This is a genomic window from Microbacterium luteolum, from assembly GCF_039533965.1.
Lineage (GTDB): Bacteria > Actinomycetota > Actinomycetes > Actinomycetales > Microbacteriaceae > Microbacterium > Microbacterium luteolum.
Genome location: NZ_BAAAUN010000001.1, coordinates 3,672,432 through 3,686,613, shown reverse-complemented (window position 1 = coordinate 3,686,613; position 14,182 = coordinate 3,672,432). Strand labels below are relative to the sequence as shown.

17 protein-coding genes and 1 tRNA gene are annotated in these 14,182 nt (G+C 67.8%); 2 read left to right on the top strand and 16 right to left on the bottom strand.

Annotated features, from left to right (window positions below; translation table 11 throughout):
* Positions 1 to 6: 6 nt before the first annotated feature.
* The 13 genes from trhO to ABD648_RS17870 all read right to left on the bottom strand — a co-directional run bounded on the left by trhO (position 7) and on the right by ABD648_RS17870 (position 10,779).
* The gene (gene trhO, locus ABD648_RS17930; protein WP_282216297.1) at positions 7 to 897 is read right to left on the bottom strand and encodes an oxygen-dependent tRNA uridine(34) hydroxylase TrhO; all 891 of its coding nucleotides are present in this window, start codon (positions 895 to 897) and stop codon (positions 7 to 9) included.
* 59 nt (positions 898 to 956) lie between these two features.
* A complete protein-coding gene (locus tag ABD648_RS17925) occupies positions 957 to 1,691 on the bottom strand; it encodes a hypothetical protein (RefSeq protein WP_282216296.1) in 735 nt (244 codons plus the stop codon).
* Positions 1,688 to 2,416 (bottom strand): ABC transporter permease, encoded by a 729-nt coding sequence (locus tag ABD648_RS17920; RefSeq protein ID WP_282216295.1) that lies wholly within the window; start codon positions 2,414 to 2,416, stop codon positions 1,688 to 1,690. The genes ABD648_RS17925 and ABD648_RS17920 overlap by 4 nt, the downstream gene beginning before the upstream one ends.
* Complete coding sequence (locus ABD648_RS17915) at positions 2,413 to 3,129, bottom strand: ATP-binding cassette domain-containing protein (protein ID WP_282216294.1); 717 nt, start codon at positions 3,127 to 3,129, stop codon at positions 2,413 to 2,415. Before ABD648_RS17915 ends, ABD648_RS17920 begins: the two co-directional genes overlap by 4 nt.
* Before the next feature lie 12 nt (positions 3,130 to 3,141).
* Positions 3,142 to 4,815 carry a daptide biosynthesis intramembrane metalloprotease gene (mpaP, locus tag ABD648_RS17910; RefSeq protein WP_344709788.1) on the bottom strand — a complete coding sequence of 558 codons (1,674 nt, stop codon included), beginning with the start codon at positions 4,813 to 4,815 and terminating at the stop codon, positions 3,142 to 3,144.
* The gene (gene mpaM, locus ABD648_RS17905; protein WP_344709658.1) at positions 4,802 to 5,629 is read right to left on the bottom strand and encodes a daptide-type RiPP biosynthesis methyltransferase; all 828 of its coding nucleotides are present in this window, start codon (positions 5,627 to 5,629) and stop codon (positions 4,802 to 4,804) included. Before mpaM ends, mpaP begins: the two co-directional genes overlap by 14 nt.
* A 64-nt stretch (positions 5,630 to 5,693) precedes the next feature.
* A complete protein-coding gene (mpaA3, locus tag ABD648_RS17900) occupies positions 5,694 to 5,813 on the bottom strand; it encodes an MpaA3 family daptide-type RiPP (RefSeq protein WP_344709657.1) in 120 nt (39 codons plus the stop codon).
* 36 nt (positions 5,814 to 5,849) lie between these two features.
* On the bottom strand, positions 5,850 to 5,975 hold the full coding sequence (gene mpaA2, locus ABD648_RS17895) for an MpaA2 family daptide-type RiPP (RefSeq protein ID WP_282216291.1): 126 nt from the start codon (positions 5,973 to 5,975) through the stop codon (positions 5,850 to 5,852).
* Positions 5,976 to 6,015: 40 nt separating this feature from the next.
* Positions 6,016 to 6,150 carry an MpaA1 family daptide-type RiPP gene (gene mpaA1 / locus ABD648_RS17890; protein WP_282216290.1) on the bottom strand — a complete coding sequence of 45 codons (135 nt, stop codon included), beginning with the start codon at positions 6,148 to 6,150 and terminating at the stop codon, positions 6,016 to 6,018.
* Positions 6,151 to 6,155: 5 nt separating this feature from the next.
* Complete coding sequence (gene mpaC / locus ABD648_RS17885; protein WP_282216289.1) at positions 6,156 to 7,340, bottom strand: daptide-type RiPP biosynthesis dehydogenase; 1,185 nt, start codon at positions 7,338 to 7,340, stop codon at positions 6,156 to 6,158.
* Positions 7,337 to 8,596 (bottom strand): daptide-type RiPP biosynthesis aminotransferase, encoded by a 1,260-nt coding sequence (gene mpaD / locus ABD648_RS17880; RefSeq protein ID WP_282216288.1) that lies wholly within the window; start codon positions 8,594 to 8,596, stop codon positions 7,337 to 7,339. Before mpaD ends, mpaC begins: the two co-directional genes overlap by 4 nt.
* Positions 8,593 to 9,642 (bottom strand): daptide biosynthesis RiPP recognition protein, encoded by a 1,050-nt coding sequence (gene mpaB, locus ABD648_RS17875; RefSeq protein ID WP_282216287.1) that lies wholly within the window; start codon positions 9,640 to 9,642, stop codon positions 8,593 to 8,595. Before mpaB ends, mpaD begins: the two co-directional genes overlap by 4 nt.
* Positions 9,643 to 10,035: 393 nt before the next feature.
* Positions 10,036 to 10,779 (bottom strand): DeoR/GlpR family DNA-binding transcription regulator, encoded by a 744-nt coding sequence (locus ABD648_RS17870; RefSeq protein ID WP_344709656.1) that lies wholly within the window; start codon positions 10,777 to 10,779, stop codon positions 10,036 to 10,038.
* 32 nt (positions 10,780 to 10,811) lie between these two features.
* On the opposite strand from ABD648_RS17870, the gene ABD648_RS17865 reads away from it, so the two are divergent.
* Both ABD648_RS17865 and ABD648_RS17860 read left to right on the top strand, forming a co-directional pair.
* Positions 10,812 to 11,168, top strand: coding sequence for a DUF4406 domain-containing protein (locus tag ABD648_RS17865; RefSeq protein WP_282216285.1), 357 nt, complete (start codon positions 10,812 to 10,814; stop codon positions 11,166 to 11,168).
* 51 nt (positions 11,169 to 11,219) lie between these two features.
* A tRNA-Ser gene (locus tag ABD648_RS17860) sits at positions 11,220 to 11,307 on the top strand.
* 153 nt (positions 11,308 to 11,460) lie between these two features.
* Here ABD648_RS17860 and ABD648_RS17855 read toward each other — a convergent pair.
* Genes ABD648_RS17855 through ABD648_RS17845 form a run of 3 tightly spaced genes read right to left on the bottom strand, consistent with a single transcriptional unit; the run spans position 11,461 to position 14,170 of the window.
* On the bottom strand, positions 11,461 to 12,069 hold the full coding sequence (locus ABD648_RS17855; RefSeq protein WP_282216284.1) for a GNAT family N-acetyltransferase: 609 nt from the start codon (positions 12,067 to 12,069) through the stop codon (positions 11,461 to 11,463).
* Between the two features lie 30 nt (positions 12,070 to 12,099).
* Positions 12,100 to 12,732, bottom strand: a complete 633-nt coding sequence (locus tag ABD648_RS17850) for a phosphatase PAP2 family protein (protein WP_282216283.1) — start codon at positions 12,730 to 12,732, stop codon at positions 12,100 to 12,102.
* 31 nt (positions 12,733 to 12,763) lie between these two features.
* Complete coding sequence (locus ABD648_RS17845) at positions 12,764 to 14,170, bottom strand: multidrug effflux MFS transporter (protein ID WP_425561715.1); 1,407 nt, start codon at positions 14,168 to 14,170, stop codon at positions 12,764 to 12,766.
* Between the last annotated feature and the right edge of the window lie 12 nt (positions 14,171 to 14,182).

Here is a 14,182-nt window from a genome sequence, read left to right as displayed (position 1 = left end):
CGCCGCTCAGGCCGCGTGCGCGGCGCAGGGCACGGACTCGCAGTCGGCGCAGACGACGAACTGGGCGCGACAGGAGAGGTCGGGGCAGTTGGCCGTGCGCTTGGTCGCGGCGCCGCAGCCGACGCACTCGCCGACCACCTGGGCATGGTCGGAGAAGTCGACGGAGCCGCGCTTGTCGAACACATAGAGGGATCCCTCCCACAGGCCGTCGTCGCCGTACTGCTCTCCGTACCGGACGATCCCGCCTTCGAGCTGATAGACCTCGCCGAAGCCACGCGCGGTCATGAGGCTGGAGAGCACTTCGCAGCGGATGCCCCCCGTGCAGTACGTGACCACAGGCTTGCCCTTCAGGTCGTCGTACGCTCCCGAGTCGAGCAGCTGCACGAAATCCCTCGTGGTCTCGGTGTCGGGCACGACCGCGCCGCGGAACCTTCCGATCTGCGCCTCGAGGGCGTTGCGTCCGTCGAAGAAGACCACATCGTCGCCGCGCTCGTCGATCAGCTCATGAAGCGCCTCGGGAGTGAGTCGCGTCCCACCGCCGACCACGCCGTGCTCGTCGACCTTCAGCTCACCCGGGGCGCCGAAGGACACGATCTCATCGCGCACCTTGACGCTGAGCTTCGGGAAGTCGAGGCTTCGACCCTCGGCATCCAGGCCCGTCCCCTCGCTCCACTTGATGTCGGCGTCCGCGAACGGCGCGTAGGAGCGGAAGGAGCGCGACCACTTCTTCAGCGCCCGGACGTCGCCCCCTAGGGTGCCGTTCACGCCGTCCTTCGAGATGAGCACCCGCCCGCGTAGGCCGAGCGCCTCGCCGAGGTCGCGCTGCCAGAGGCGGATGGCCTCGGGGTCGGCGAGCGGCGTGAAAGCGTAGAACAGGACGATCTTCGGGGTTGCCACCTAGGGATCCTACGTCGTGTCCCCGGCCGGTCCGAACCCCGGGACGCTGCGCGGCTGCGTTATCTCACGTCACGGTTCATGAACGAGAGTCCCCCTGCCAGGAGGGCCGCCGTCACCCACCCGGCCGTCACCAGGACGGCCGTGGAGCCATCGAGACTCTCTCCCGGCAAGATCCCCACTGCAGTGACGTCGAACCGAAGGGCCTCGAGCATCGCGAGAAGGGGCAGATAGACGGCCCCGACCTTCCAGAGGATCGCGACCAGAAGTGCAGCACCCATCGACATCGATGCAGCGAAGAGCGCGACGAGATGGACCTGGACGACGATTCCGAGCCCCATCCCCCAGAGCCCTGCGATGGCGCCGAGCGCGAGCGTGGATCCGACCGCTGTCCAGTCCAGCGCTATGCCGCCGATCGCGAAGGTCAGCACCGCGTGACCGCCGACGAGCGCCGCAAGCGCCACGACCGCCCCACCGACGGCGGAAGCGGGCGCCCTGACGAGGAGAGTCACCCACCGGGGCTGCAGCATCAGACGCTGGGCCACCACACCGTCGCGCCGATCGAGGGTGTAGCGGAAAGAACCGTAGACGGACGCGAGGACTGCGCCGTACGTCGCGAGCACGGCGGTGAATGGCGCGGCGAGCGCTGTCCGGACGTTGGCCGGCGCCTCGGCGAGTTCCGGCGGGATGCTGGTCGCCAAGGAGAGAGAGACCGCGAACGCCGCCACCACCACCCAGAGCAGAACGATGTCGCCCGCGAACGTGCGCACGTGCGCTCGAAGAGCCTGGCCGATCACCCCACCCTCCTGCGGCCACGGACCCACGCGATCGCGACCAGCGCGGCGGCCCACGCAACGCCGACGCTGAGGGCCGGGAGGAACTCGAGCAGGCGGTCCTGATATCCCGGGACACTCAAGGCGGCGATGGCCATCCCCGGCGAGAACCTCGCCACCTCGGGTGCTGTGCGCAGCAATGCGAACTCCACCGCCATCGGGAAGACCAGGACGATGGCGGCGGTGACGTAGTAGTTCCGGGTGATCCAGCCGACAGCTCCTCCGATGAGTGCGCCGAGAATCGCACCGGCCAGACCACCCGTATACACGCGCCACGCATCCTGTGTGAGAGCGAGCCCCAACCCGTTCTGGGCCAGGATGAGCGAGACGCCTGCTGTCCAGATCACGAAGATGCCCACGGACAACACGATGGCGATGGCGGCACCCGCCACCAGCTTTCCCGAGAAGGCGCGACCGAAGCCGACTCCGGTGAGCGTCCTTTCGATCGAGCCGTAGTAGTACTCACGTGTGACCCCGTACGCACCCACGAACGCCGCGGAGATCCCGGACCAGGCGAGCGGCTCCAGAAGTCGAACGGTGGCCGCGCCGGAGTCGAGCCCGGCGAGAGCCAAGCGCGAACCGTCGGAGAAGAGAACGAACGCCGGGATGAGGAGCGCGACGAAATAGACGGCCAGGATGGAGAGCCCGCTCAGGGAGCGCAGGACCTCGCTCTGGATCACACCTCTCATGCCGACACTCCTTCGACGAGATCGAAGTACTTGCTCTCCAGCGAGTCGGATTCGTTCGTGACGAGATCTTCCAGTCGCCCGGCGAAGAGCGCACGCCGCTTGATGACGACGACCTCATCCACGACCTGTTCCAGCTCGGCGAGCTGATGGCTGGAGATCAGCACGGTGCCGCCGCGCTCGGCATAGCCGCGCAGGAATCTGCGCAGCCAGCGGATGCCGTCGGGGTCCAGCCCGTTCGCCGGCTCGTCCAGGACGAGTGTTCGAGGCGAACCGATGAGAGCGGCGGCCAGACCGAGGCGCTGCGCCATCCCCGTCGAGAACGTCTTCACGCGACGACGGGCATCCGCGGCCAGTCCCACCTCCTCCAGCACCGCATCGACTCGGCTCCGAGGAACGCCCGCCGCGAGCCGGGTGATCTCCAGATGCCGGCGCGCCGTGATGCCTGCTTCGAAACCGAACCCGTCCATGTGGACACCGACGTGCGCTGCGGGGTTCTCGAGTGCGGCGAAGGGCGCGCCGTCGATCAGACTGTCGCCGATCGTCGGCTTGAGCAGGCCGACGATCGTCCGCAGCGTGGTCGACTTGCCGGCGCCGTTCGGCCCCAGCAGGCCGACGATCGACCCGCGCGGTACGACGAACGACAGCTCCTCCACTGCGACCCGCTGGCCGTACCTCTTCGTGAGTCCTCGGACTTCGATTGCGTTGTCGTTCATCTTCGCTCTTTCCTACTTCTCGATCTGAAGGGCCGACAGCGGCCATATCACGCCCGTCACCCAGAGCGTCTGCCACAGGTTTCCCACGCCGAGCTCGACGCGCGCCTGTCCCGTCGAAGGCACGCTCCCGCTCCCCTCGGACACGTCCACCCCGGCGACGATCACCGCGGGGACGGACACATCGTGCGCCCTCACGGGAACCAGAGCGTCGAGCGGGACCTCGGTCGGTTGGGGTCGCCGGGGGAGGGCCGTTCCTGCGCCGATCTGCTCGTTGACGAGAAGACCGCTGCTCATGAGCTCCACACGGGACCCGGCGGGCACCTCCACCTCGGCCCTGTCGCCCGCGTGCACGAGGACCACGCGGTCACCGTGTGCGGTGAAGCCGTACGTGGCCGTCATCGGAACGGGGATGAGGGCTCCGGCGATCACGATGCTCGCGACGAGAGCGGCATTGACCGAGACGAAGCGGAGCCGTGAGACCCCCGATCTCAGGACGCGGTGCAGTGCCCGGAAGACGATCCCGATGCCGACGAGGACCACGACCGCTTCCAGCGCCACCACGAGCAGGCCGAGGACGGGTCCTCCTCCGGCGAGCGCCCGAACTGCGCGAGAGACCGCGAACAGCACCAGGAAGACCGGAGCCATGAGGCTCGCCAGACCGAACGGCACGCTCCACCACCTCTCCAGGCTTCTGCTCGTCCGCTGTCCGCCGAACAGCAGCCGAGTCAGAAAGTTCGCGCCGTCCCGAATCGATCGATCTCTGAGGTTCGGCTCGTCCAGCGCGCTCATGAGCGCGATGTACCCGTCGAATCGCACGAACGGAATCAGGTTGACCAGGACGATGCCCCCGCACGCGACCGCGAGGAGCAGGAGCGTCTGCCTGAACCCCGGCTGAGGAAGAATGAGCGCGGCGCCGAGCGCGATCGCGGCGACGACGGCATGCACGGCAGGCCCCGCGAGCGCGACCGCGACACGTTGCCGACGATCGGGGAGGCGCCACCCGTCAGTGACATCCACGAAGAACGCGGGTGTGAGGTAGAACAGCATGAAACCCGCGCGGCGTGGGCTGCCGCCGAACCTCGTGAGCGTGAGTCCGTGGGCGCTCTCGTGGAGCAATGTCAGGATCGAGAGTGCCGCGAGGAGACTCACCAGACCGAGCAACGGTACCGGCGTGGACAGAACTTCCAGCAGCTCGCTCGCCTGCAGGACCGCGGCAACCAGCCCCAGGCAGAACAGCACGGCACCTGATATCAGAGCCGTCCGGCAGGAGATCGGCACCATCGATCGGTCGAGGCGGTCGAAGATGCCCGGCGCACGAAGCGTCGCGAGCTGCAGGGTGAACGGGGGGCGGTAGGTGATTCGGCCCGGCGGGAGCTTCGTGTCCCCGTCGAGGAGCCCGTTGGCGCGGAAGCGTTGGACCAACTGGAGGAAGCTCTCCAGCGACTCGGATGCGGCGAAGCGCTGGTGCAGATCGTGGAGCGCCGTTTCGCCGTTCATCGCTTTCAGCAGTTCGGCGACCGTCCGGGAGACCCTCGACGTCGGCACTCCATGCAACATCGTGATCCGCACCGCTTCATCAGGCGCTCCCTCGAACACGACGCCGGAAGCGAGCCGCGGCCGAGCGTCGGCAGCGAGCGGGGCCGCTTCCGGTGAGTTCCGTCGGTGAGTGAACCTAGTGAGCGGCATCGTCATCCACCACTTCCGGCGGTCCCGCCCACGACGTGGCGAGAAGGAGGATGTCCGCTCCGTGGTGCGTTCGCACCGGAGAGACGGCAGGTGCGTCGAAGCCGGCTTCGACGAGCTCTCGCGAGAGGATCGCGTGATCGAGCACTCGTAGTCGACTGGTGAGGACGGTGACTTCGCCACCTTCCGTCACGTCGGAGGCCCGCACCCAGTTGACGACGCGCACCGCGCCCTCGTCTTCGATCTGCTGAGAGAAGAGGTAGATCTCGTCTCCGTCGGGCCCGGGCACCCGGATCTCCTGATCTCTGGACTCCGAGAGGGTCTCCGCAGAGATGCCTGCCGCGACGGTGAAGGCGAAGACGCCGTCGGCCGCGAGGTGGCGTCGCACGTTCGCGTAGAGACGCGATCTCCCTGTGCGATCGAGCAGGGTGATCGACGTCGCACCGATGATGACGAGCCCATATCGACCCGCCAACGCGAAGTCGCGCATATCCGCAACAGCGCAATCCAGCATCGGGTGGTCGGGCAATGCGCGTCGAAGGTGGCGGAGCATGTCGTCGGAGAGATCGATCGCGGTCACCCGTCGTCCGGATCTCACGAGCGGGATGGTCAATCTCCCTGTACCCGCCGCGATATCGAGAATCGGATCCGCGGAATCTCTCGCAAGCGCCAGCACTTCTCGAATCTCTGCTCGGTCAGGCCCGACCAGCCGTTCGTAGAAGTCGGTGCCGGTACCCGCGTACAGGTCCTGCTCCTTCGGGACCGCACCGGCAATGTCGAGTCGCGCCGCCATGGCATCGGTGATCAGTCGTGACATGCACACCTCACTTTTCGATGGGAAGAATCGGGTGCGGGCGCGGTGTTGCGCCCGCACCCGATGTTCAGGTCGCGATCGCTGCGGCACCGCCGATGATGAGGACGATATAGCTCGCGTGCTCCCACCATTCGAGAGGTGCGTCAATCTGTTCGAGTTCGATGAAGTCCAGCGTCTCTGTCTGCAATTCCTACCTCCTGGGTCAACCTTGCGAATGCTCTTCCTACGTCAGAGCGAGAATCCCGATGATGACGCCAACGGCGAAGCCGCGCATGAAGTCATCGGTGTCATTCAGCGCCTCCATGGCCTCGAGCTCCGTGAACTCGAGCTTCGGTGCTGCAGTTTGCATGCTCACTCCTTTCCTCGTTCGATTCCTTCGATCGCCGCGATCATGTCGCCATGGCCGCGGCGGCGCCGATGAGAACCAGCGCACTTATCGTGCCTCTGTAGAAGCTCTCCCAGCTCGGGGCCTCCATCTCGTCCAGCTCCTGGAAATGGATCTGCATTTCAACGTTGCTGTTCATTCAATTCACCTCCTTCCAAGCGGTTCCGAAGGTCGGCATGCGTTGCCGACCGGCTGAGCACTCCAGCGGGAATCGCGGAGCACATCGCGGAAGTCGTCTGACGCGAGATCGCGAAGCATCGGCTGGCGAGACCCCCACGACTTCTCTGTGTCGGAGGCGATGCGGCTGAGGACGTCCGCGGTCGGAGTCTGCGGAAGCGGGATCTCCCACTGGTCGACGAGGGACGCGATTCCGGCGACCGGTTCGAGGGGCAGTCCCGACCCGCTCGTCCCCCTCTCCCAGAAGTCCTCGAGACTCTCCCGATCTCCCCATCGCGAGTCGCCCGCGCAGATTCGACGCCAGACCGCGGCGATGACCGCCGCCGTGGCGACCATCTTGCGGACCCCGAGCGCGAAAGCGACCTCGTTCGCCAGGTACCAGTGACGAGCGCCGTACGGGTCGTCGCCACGGAGTGCGGCGCTGCGCTGCGTGGCCGCGCTCAATCGGGCGAGACGCAACCGTCCCGCAGCGGAGCCCTCGTCGTACATGGCCGTCTCGAGAAGCGCCCGGGCGAGAAGGACGGCATCACTCTTCGCCCTGGTGCTGCGCCGCTCGCTCGTCGACACTCCGGCCAGGCGGAGGAATGCCTCGATCGCCCCCTCTCTCACTGCGGTACGCGTGAGAGTGCTCAGGTTGTCCGGATCGATGATGGCGTGGCGCGGTCGCAGGAGGCGCCCGACGATGAGCCGGTAGCCGCTCTCGTTCCGGAGGATGCCGACGCTGTTCGTCTCCGACGACGTGCCGATCGTCGTCGGCACGGCGACGACCTCGACGGGTGGTGGTGCATCGGGCAGCAGGGTCAGCGCGAACCTCGACGCGTGTCCGACCGCGTAGTCGAAGACGCGCCCCCCGGCGAGCGCGAGGGCGGCGATCTTGGTGGCGTCGAGGATGCTGCCCCCGCCGATCGCCACGATGACGCTCGGCGGCCGGCGTACGATCTCCTGCGCGATCGTGACGACAGTGGTGACGTCGATCGAGCGCGCGTCCAGCCTCACTGTCCTCGCCGAGCCGGCGATCAGGACGGGGACCGTGAGCGCGGAATCTGCGATCACGAGAGTCTCACGCCCGGCGGTCAGGCGCTTCGTCAACTGACGCGCGACCCCTCGCCCGTGCCAGAGCGTCGGAACCCGCCCCGTGAACTCGGGGGTCATGCTGCCGACTCCGCTGCGTGCGCCAACCCCGCGCGCACAGCCGTGTCCGTCTGGAGGAGCTCAGCCGCCGTGAATCCGTACGCCGGGATCAGCTCGACGGAACTGGGCCCGGGCTGTACCAGAACGCCGTTGTCCGCGATGGCGGAGACGACTCGAAGGACCTCATTCGCCGAGAGGAGGCTGTCATCGGGGTTGCGAAGCCCGAGTCCCACGAAGCAACCCCGGCCCGTCACCTCAGCGACCAGACCCTCCGACTTCAACGACGTCGCCATCTCCCACAGGCCCGTCGCGAGCGCCCTCGCGGTCGACTGCACGTCGATCCGGCGCAGCTCTTCGATCACCGCGATGATGGCCGCGGCGCACGCCGGCGTTCCCGCCTGCGTCTCACCGTGGACGAAGGTCCACCCGCCGCGCGCGAACTCGGATGCGACGCGAGAACCCACCACGAGCACCGCGGCGCCCATGGCACCGTTCGTCAACGCCTTCGAGAGAAGGAGAACGTCGGGTGCGGCGGCCCAACCATCGGTGGCGAGCATCGTGCCTGTGCGACCGAAGCCCGTGGCGACCTCATCCGCGACGATCAGGAACCCGTACTCCTCTCGCAGAGCCAGCAGACGATCCACGAACGCATCGGACAGCGCGTGCGCTCCGCTGCCCAGGACCGGCTCGACGACGACAGACGCGACCCTGGCCCCCTCACGCTTCAGCAGCGTCTCGAGTTCCTCTCCGTCATCGGAGTGAGAGACATGTCTCACCGATCTGCGGTCGACGGCGTAGGCGGATTGAAGGAGATCGTCTCCGCTCAGCGCATGGCTGCCGTACATCGTGCCGTGATAGCTGCCCTTCAGACCCACGACGAGCGAGCGGGATCCGGCCGCTTTCTGCGCCCAGTACTGGCGTGCCAGCTTCATCGCGGCGTCATTCGCCGCCCCGCCCGACGTGGAGAAGATGACGCGGCTGTACCTCATCGGGTTCGCGAGCTCCACGAGAGCCTCAGCGGCGGCCTCCGCGTACCGATGCGACGCGCGGAACAGAGTCAGGTAGGACGCGTCGTGGGTGGCCCTGCTCACGGCATCGGCGACCGCCGGGTTGCCGAAGCCGAGCGGAACGTTCCACAGTCCGCTCGTCGCGCAGAGGCGCGAGGAGCCGTCGGCGAAGTCGATCCGATGCCCAGCGGCGCCGACAGCTACTCGATCTTGCGTGAAGGTGGTGTCGGCCGGGAGCATCGAGGCCCAGAGCGCGTGCAGGGCGCTCACCTGCGTGTTCCCGATGTCGGATTCGACGAGTCGGCTCGCCTGCCGAAATGGACGTCGAGCGCGCCGACAGCATCGAGGCACAGCCTGCTCGCGTCAGAGGCTGTCGTACCCAGCAGTCGCGTGATGCGCTCTGCCGCGACCTCAGGCGCGCTCGAGGTCTGAAGGATGGCGACCACCGTGGCCGTGACCGGCGACAGCAGCTGACGGCGCAGGGTTCCGGTGTCGGCGAGGAGAAAGCCGTCGGTGGTCTCCAGCAGGAACGGATCCGACATCAGCGGTTCGGCGTCTGCGCGTCCGTCCTCGACGAGCTCCCAGCCGAAGCCCGCCATCTTGGCGCCGCCATTCCCGAGCTGGAGCATCTTGATGAGATCCGTCGCGTTGAGGTAGCGCCCGATCCAGCCGCGGCTGGTCAGGTCGGCCGTGAGCTCATCGCGCGGCGCGATGCCTCCCAGCGCCGCGACGCGAGGCAGAGGAACGGCGAGCAGGGTACGAAGATCGTCGACGCTGCCGATGACCTCGCCCCTGAGACCGACGCTGACTCTGCCGTCCGAGCGCACTCTGAGGGCGCTCGGAGTCGCCCGCTCGCCGGGCTTCGCAAGGGCAGTTCGATCCCCGAGAATCACCCGAGGATCGATCAACGCCGATGGAAAGACCCCGGTCTCCCGAGCGATGTCCGCATCAGCCAGGAAGGCGTGCCAGCCGGGCGGGTCGATGAGGCACACTGCCGTCGGTCCGAGAATCTGGACGAACGCCGCGGCGACGTAGTCCTGAAGCTCGACCGAACGCTCTCCGAAGAACAGCTCGTCACCGATCTCGTCCAACGCTCCGCTGTAGCGAACTGCGCGGGCACGTCCGTTGTACGGTTCGCCGGCCGTCGGCAGAAGGACCACATCATCGCGGCCGGCCACGTCGTCGATGTCCGCGGCGGCAGCTCCGCTCTCCACGAGGAAGACCCGCGAGTACTCCTCACGACGTCCGGTGATCCATTCGCGAAGCGCCCGTGCTCCGACGACTTCCAGGTCAGCCACCGTTTCGTCAGTTCGCATCAGACGCCTCCTCGCGGTGTGTTCCGGCCAAGCCGTCTGAGTGCACCGTCCCCTGCCATCAGCGTCACGCCCGCCGTCGGGAAGGAGTCGACCGGAGTATCCTGCGGTGGTATCGGCGCTGTGACGAAGTCGACCACCGGCCGTCGGCCGGTCAGGTCCGGCGCGCCAGCTGTCGCGGTACGTTGACGACGCCCCGCCGACCACGCTGATCCCATGTCCATTCGTCCCCCAGAAGATGCGCCGAGGAGGCAACGAAGGCGTCATCCGGTCGACTCTTCCGCATCCCCATGCGAGGACTTTACGTCCTCATATGAGGATATAAGGATTACTCCATCGAGTGCAATATTTCAGCTGTACCCCCGCTGTGGAGGAGAGGTGAGCGCCGGGGAACCCTCAGCCGATGCGGAGTTCGGGCCCTTGAGGATCGACGATCACACCCGAGACCTCGTCGATCCCGAGCACGGGGAACCGCGAGACCGCCCCGATCTTCTCCGCACTGCCGAGCACGAGCACCTCGGCGCTGCGCGCGGCGAGGGCGCGCTTCGTCACCGCGTCATCCAGTTCTCCGGTGGTGAGACCGTGCACGGGGTCGATCCCTGTCACACCGAGGAAGAACACGTCGGCCGAGAGCCGGGAGATCGCCTCCTGAGCGAGAGCGCCTCCCGCCACGGCCGAATGCCGGCTGAGCTCGCCGCCCACCATCAGCACGCGCGCGGCCGAATGCTCCATCGCCGTCAGCGCCACCGCGGGGCTCGGGGTGATCACCGTCAGTCCGGCATCATGCGGAAGCCTCCGGGCCATCGCCAGGGTCGTGGTGCCTGCATCGAGGATGATCGTCGACGACGGGCGGATCAGCGCGACCGCCGCACGGGCGACCCGCTCCTTGCTCTCGCTCGCCACCCCCAGACGCTGCACCACGGGCGCGTCGGCCGCCGGCACGGGCAGCGCACCGCCGTAGACGCGGATGCACAGCCCCGCGTCGGCGAGCTCCCGCAGGTCGCGGCGGATGGAGTCCTCGGAGACGCCGAGATCCGCGGCGACCGCCTTCGCGACGATGCGCCCCTCAGCGGCGAGGAGTCCGAGGAGATGTTCTTTGCGCTGCACACTCAGCATCCGCACTTCTTCCTGTTGTTGCATGTTCTTGCACGGTTAACGCTACAGTGTCCTCCATGAAGAAGCCACTCCTGATCCTGATCGCCGGCCCCTACCGCTCCGGCACCGACGGCGACGCGTCCGCGATCGCCCGCAACCTCGAACGCCTCGAGACCGCCGCGGCCCCCATCCACCGCCTCGGCCACGTGCCCATGATCGGCGAATGGGTCGCCCTCCCGACGCTTCGCGGCCTGGATGCGGCCGAAGCCGCGGACGGCGACGTCATGTACGAGACGGCCGCCCGACTGCTGCAGCACTGCGACGCGGTGCTGCGCCTTCCGGGGGAATCCGCCGGCGCGGACAACGACGTCGCCATCGCCCTCGAACGCGGCCTGCCGGTCTATCACCGCATCGAGGAGATCCCTGCCGCATAGTCGCGGTCACGCGGCACCCGGCCGATCGGATAAGATGAACAGGTTGTTCCTGGTGACGTGTCCGAGCGGCCGAAGGAGCACGCTTGGAAAGCGTGTGTTGTGCAAGCAACCGCGGGTTCGAATCCCGCCGTCACCGCCAAACGCATGAAGGGTCTCCGCGCCAGCGGGGGCCCTTCATGCGTTTATCGAGCACTGGGGATTCGGGGAGGAGCGAGCGCAGCGAGCACCGGAGTCCCGCCGTCACCGCCAAACGCATGAAGGGTCTCCGCGCCAGCGGGGCCCTTCTGTCTTTTCAGTCGGCAGCCGCGTCGAACGTCACTCCGTACATGTGCCCCGCGCCGGGCAGCCGCGTCATGCCGAGGCGCTCGTAGAACGCGGCCGCACCGGCGTTGTTCGGATCGATGCCGAGGTGCAGTCCGCGCACTCCCCGCCGGGTCAGCTCGGCGAACAGCGTCTCCATGAGCCGACGCCCGAGTCCCTGGCCCTGCGTCTCGGGCAGGAGGTCGATGTGCAGGTGGGCCGGGTAGTCGACGGCATTCGGCTCGATGCCCGGCATCCGCTCGTATCCGTACTCGACCATGCGATCCTCGCGGGTGACGGCCTCTTCGGCACGCGGGAAGCGCTCCCGGAACGCCGGCCACCACTCGTCACGGAACCACGTGTAGAACGCGTCGGTGTCATCCGTCGCGACGATGTACCCGATCGTGCGCCCGTCGTCGGTCTCCACGACCCAGGCGAGATCCGGATGCCGTTCCACATAGGGAATCGCGAACAGGGCGCCCCACAGATCGTCGTCCGACAGGATCCCGGTCGCGTCCGCTCCCGCATCGGCCGTCTTCGCGCAGATCTCGGAGACGGCTGCCCGGTCCGACGGACGGTAGGGACGGATGCTGCTGGGCACGAGGACTCCTCTGAACGGATCGGGGTCCCGTCAGCCTACCGGCGCCTCGACAGGCTCTTCGCGACGTTGCCGCACCCACGGCAGCAGCCAGGCGGCGAGCACCAGGACCACGCCGGCTCCGACGAGGGCGCCGCCGAGCGTGTCGCTCGCCCAGTGCACCGAGAGGAAGGTGCGCGAGAGCGCCATCGCGAGCACCCAGAGGGCGCCGAGGAGCGCGGTCCAGGCCTTCGGGAACAGCACCCAGACGACGAGGGCGATCGTCGCGGCGTTCGCGGTGTGCCCGGAGGGGAACGACCCGTAGTCGCTCACCACCAGCATGTCTTCCGGCCGGGCCCGCCCGAACAGCTGTTTGAGCAGCTGCACGGCTCCGGCGCTGGCCGCGAAGCAGATCGCCGCGAAGAGGGCGCTGCGCCAGCGGCGGGCGAGCAGCAACGCGACGATCGCGACGACCGGCACTCCGAGGATCGCGACCCATCCGCCGCCGATCCAGTTCAGCGCCAGCGCGAACGAGTACATCCAGTCACCGCGGATGCTCGCGATGAGCTCATTCCACCACCGGTCGAACCCCGGCGTCTCGGAGTACCCGAAGACCACGAACGCACCCAGAGCCGTCGCGAGGACGAGACACCCCACGCCCCACCACAACAGCATCCGTCTGTTCATCGTCCCATCATGGCCGATGAACCCTGTGCACTCAGGGAGTGAGCATCGCCACCGTGCGCGGACGCACGATCAGCCACAGCGAGAGGATGCCGATCGTGGCGCAGCCCACCATGACCGACGCCATGGTCGTCGCCGTGATCCCGGCGTCCTTGGAGATCCAGCCGACGATCGGGGAGATGAGCCCCGCGACGCCGAAGTTCACTGCGCCGAGGATCGACGCCGCGGTGCCGGCCGCCTTGCCATGCCGGTCGAGCGCCAGGACCTGCACATTCGGGAACGTGAACCCGCACGCGGTCATGAACACGAACAGCGGCACGACCGTGCCCCACAGGCCGAGGCCGAGCTGGTCGGTGACGATGATCGCCGAGCCCGCGAGCAGCAGGATCGCGGTCGAGTAGGCCAGGACCCACTGCGGGCCGAAGCGCGCCGCGAGTCGGGAGGCGACCTGCACGCCCGTGACCACACCGAGCGAGTTCACCGCGAACAGCAGACCGTACTGCTGGGCGTCGAGGCCGTGCGTCTCCTGGAACAGGAACGGCGAGGCAGACAGGTAGGAGAACAGTCCAGAGAAGCTCATCCCGCCGATGATGAGCACGCCGATGAACACGCGATCCGAGAGCACGGACTTGTACCGCTGCAGCATGGTCGCGCCGCCGCGCCCCTGTCGACGCGCGACGGGCAGCGTCTCGGGGATGAACAGGATCGCGGAGAGCAGCATGATCACGCCGTACGCGGCGAGCACGACGAAGATGCCCCGCCAGGGCATGAGCGTCAGCAGCCAGGAGCCGATCAGCGGTGCGACGACAGGGGCGACGCCCGACACCAGGGCGAGCCGCGACAGCATCACGACCAGCCGTCGGCCGCCGAAGAGGTCGCGGACGATGGCCATGGCCACGACACCGCCGGCCGCGGCGCCGATCCCCATGAGCACGCGGGCGGCGCTGAGCAGTCCGAGGTCGGGAGCGAACGCCGCCGCGACGCTCGCGAGCACGTGCAGCGCGGTGACGGCGATGAGCGGAAAGCGCCGACCCACCTTGTCGCTGAGCGGCCCGACCACGAGCTGACCGAGCGCGAAGCCGATCATCGTGCCGGTGAGCGTCAGCTGGATCGCGGCAGCCGTCGTCTGGAAGTCCTCCTCCAGCACGGGGAACGCCGGCAGGTAGAGATCGATCGTGAACGGCCCGAGCGCCGTGAGGGCCCCGAGCAGCACGATGTACAGGGTGCGGCGGCCGAGCGAGATCGCATCTCCCGGGTGCAGCATGATCGGCGCGGTCGCCGGGTTGCTGCCCAGAGTGCGGATCGCGCCGGTGGCGCTGGACGTGCGGATGGTGCCCGTGGACGTGCGGATACTGCCCGTGGACGTGCGGATGCTGCCCGTCGGGGTGGGCTCGGGCTGCGGGGTCGTCGGGATGGAGTCAGTGCGTGGAGCGTCGGACACGACGGTCCTTCC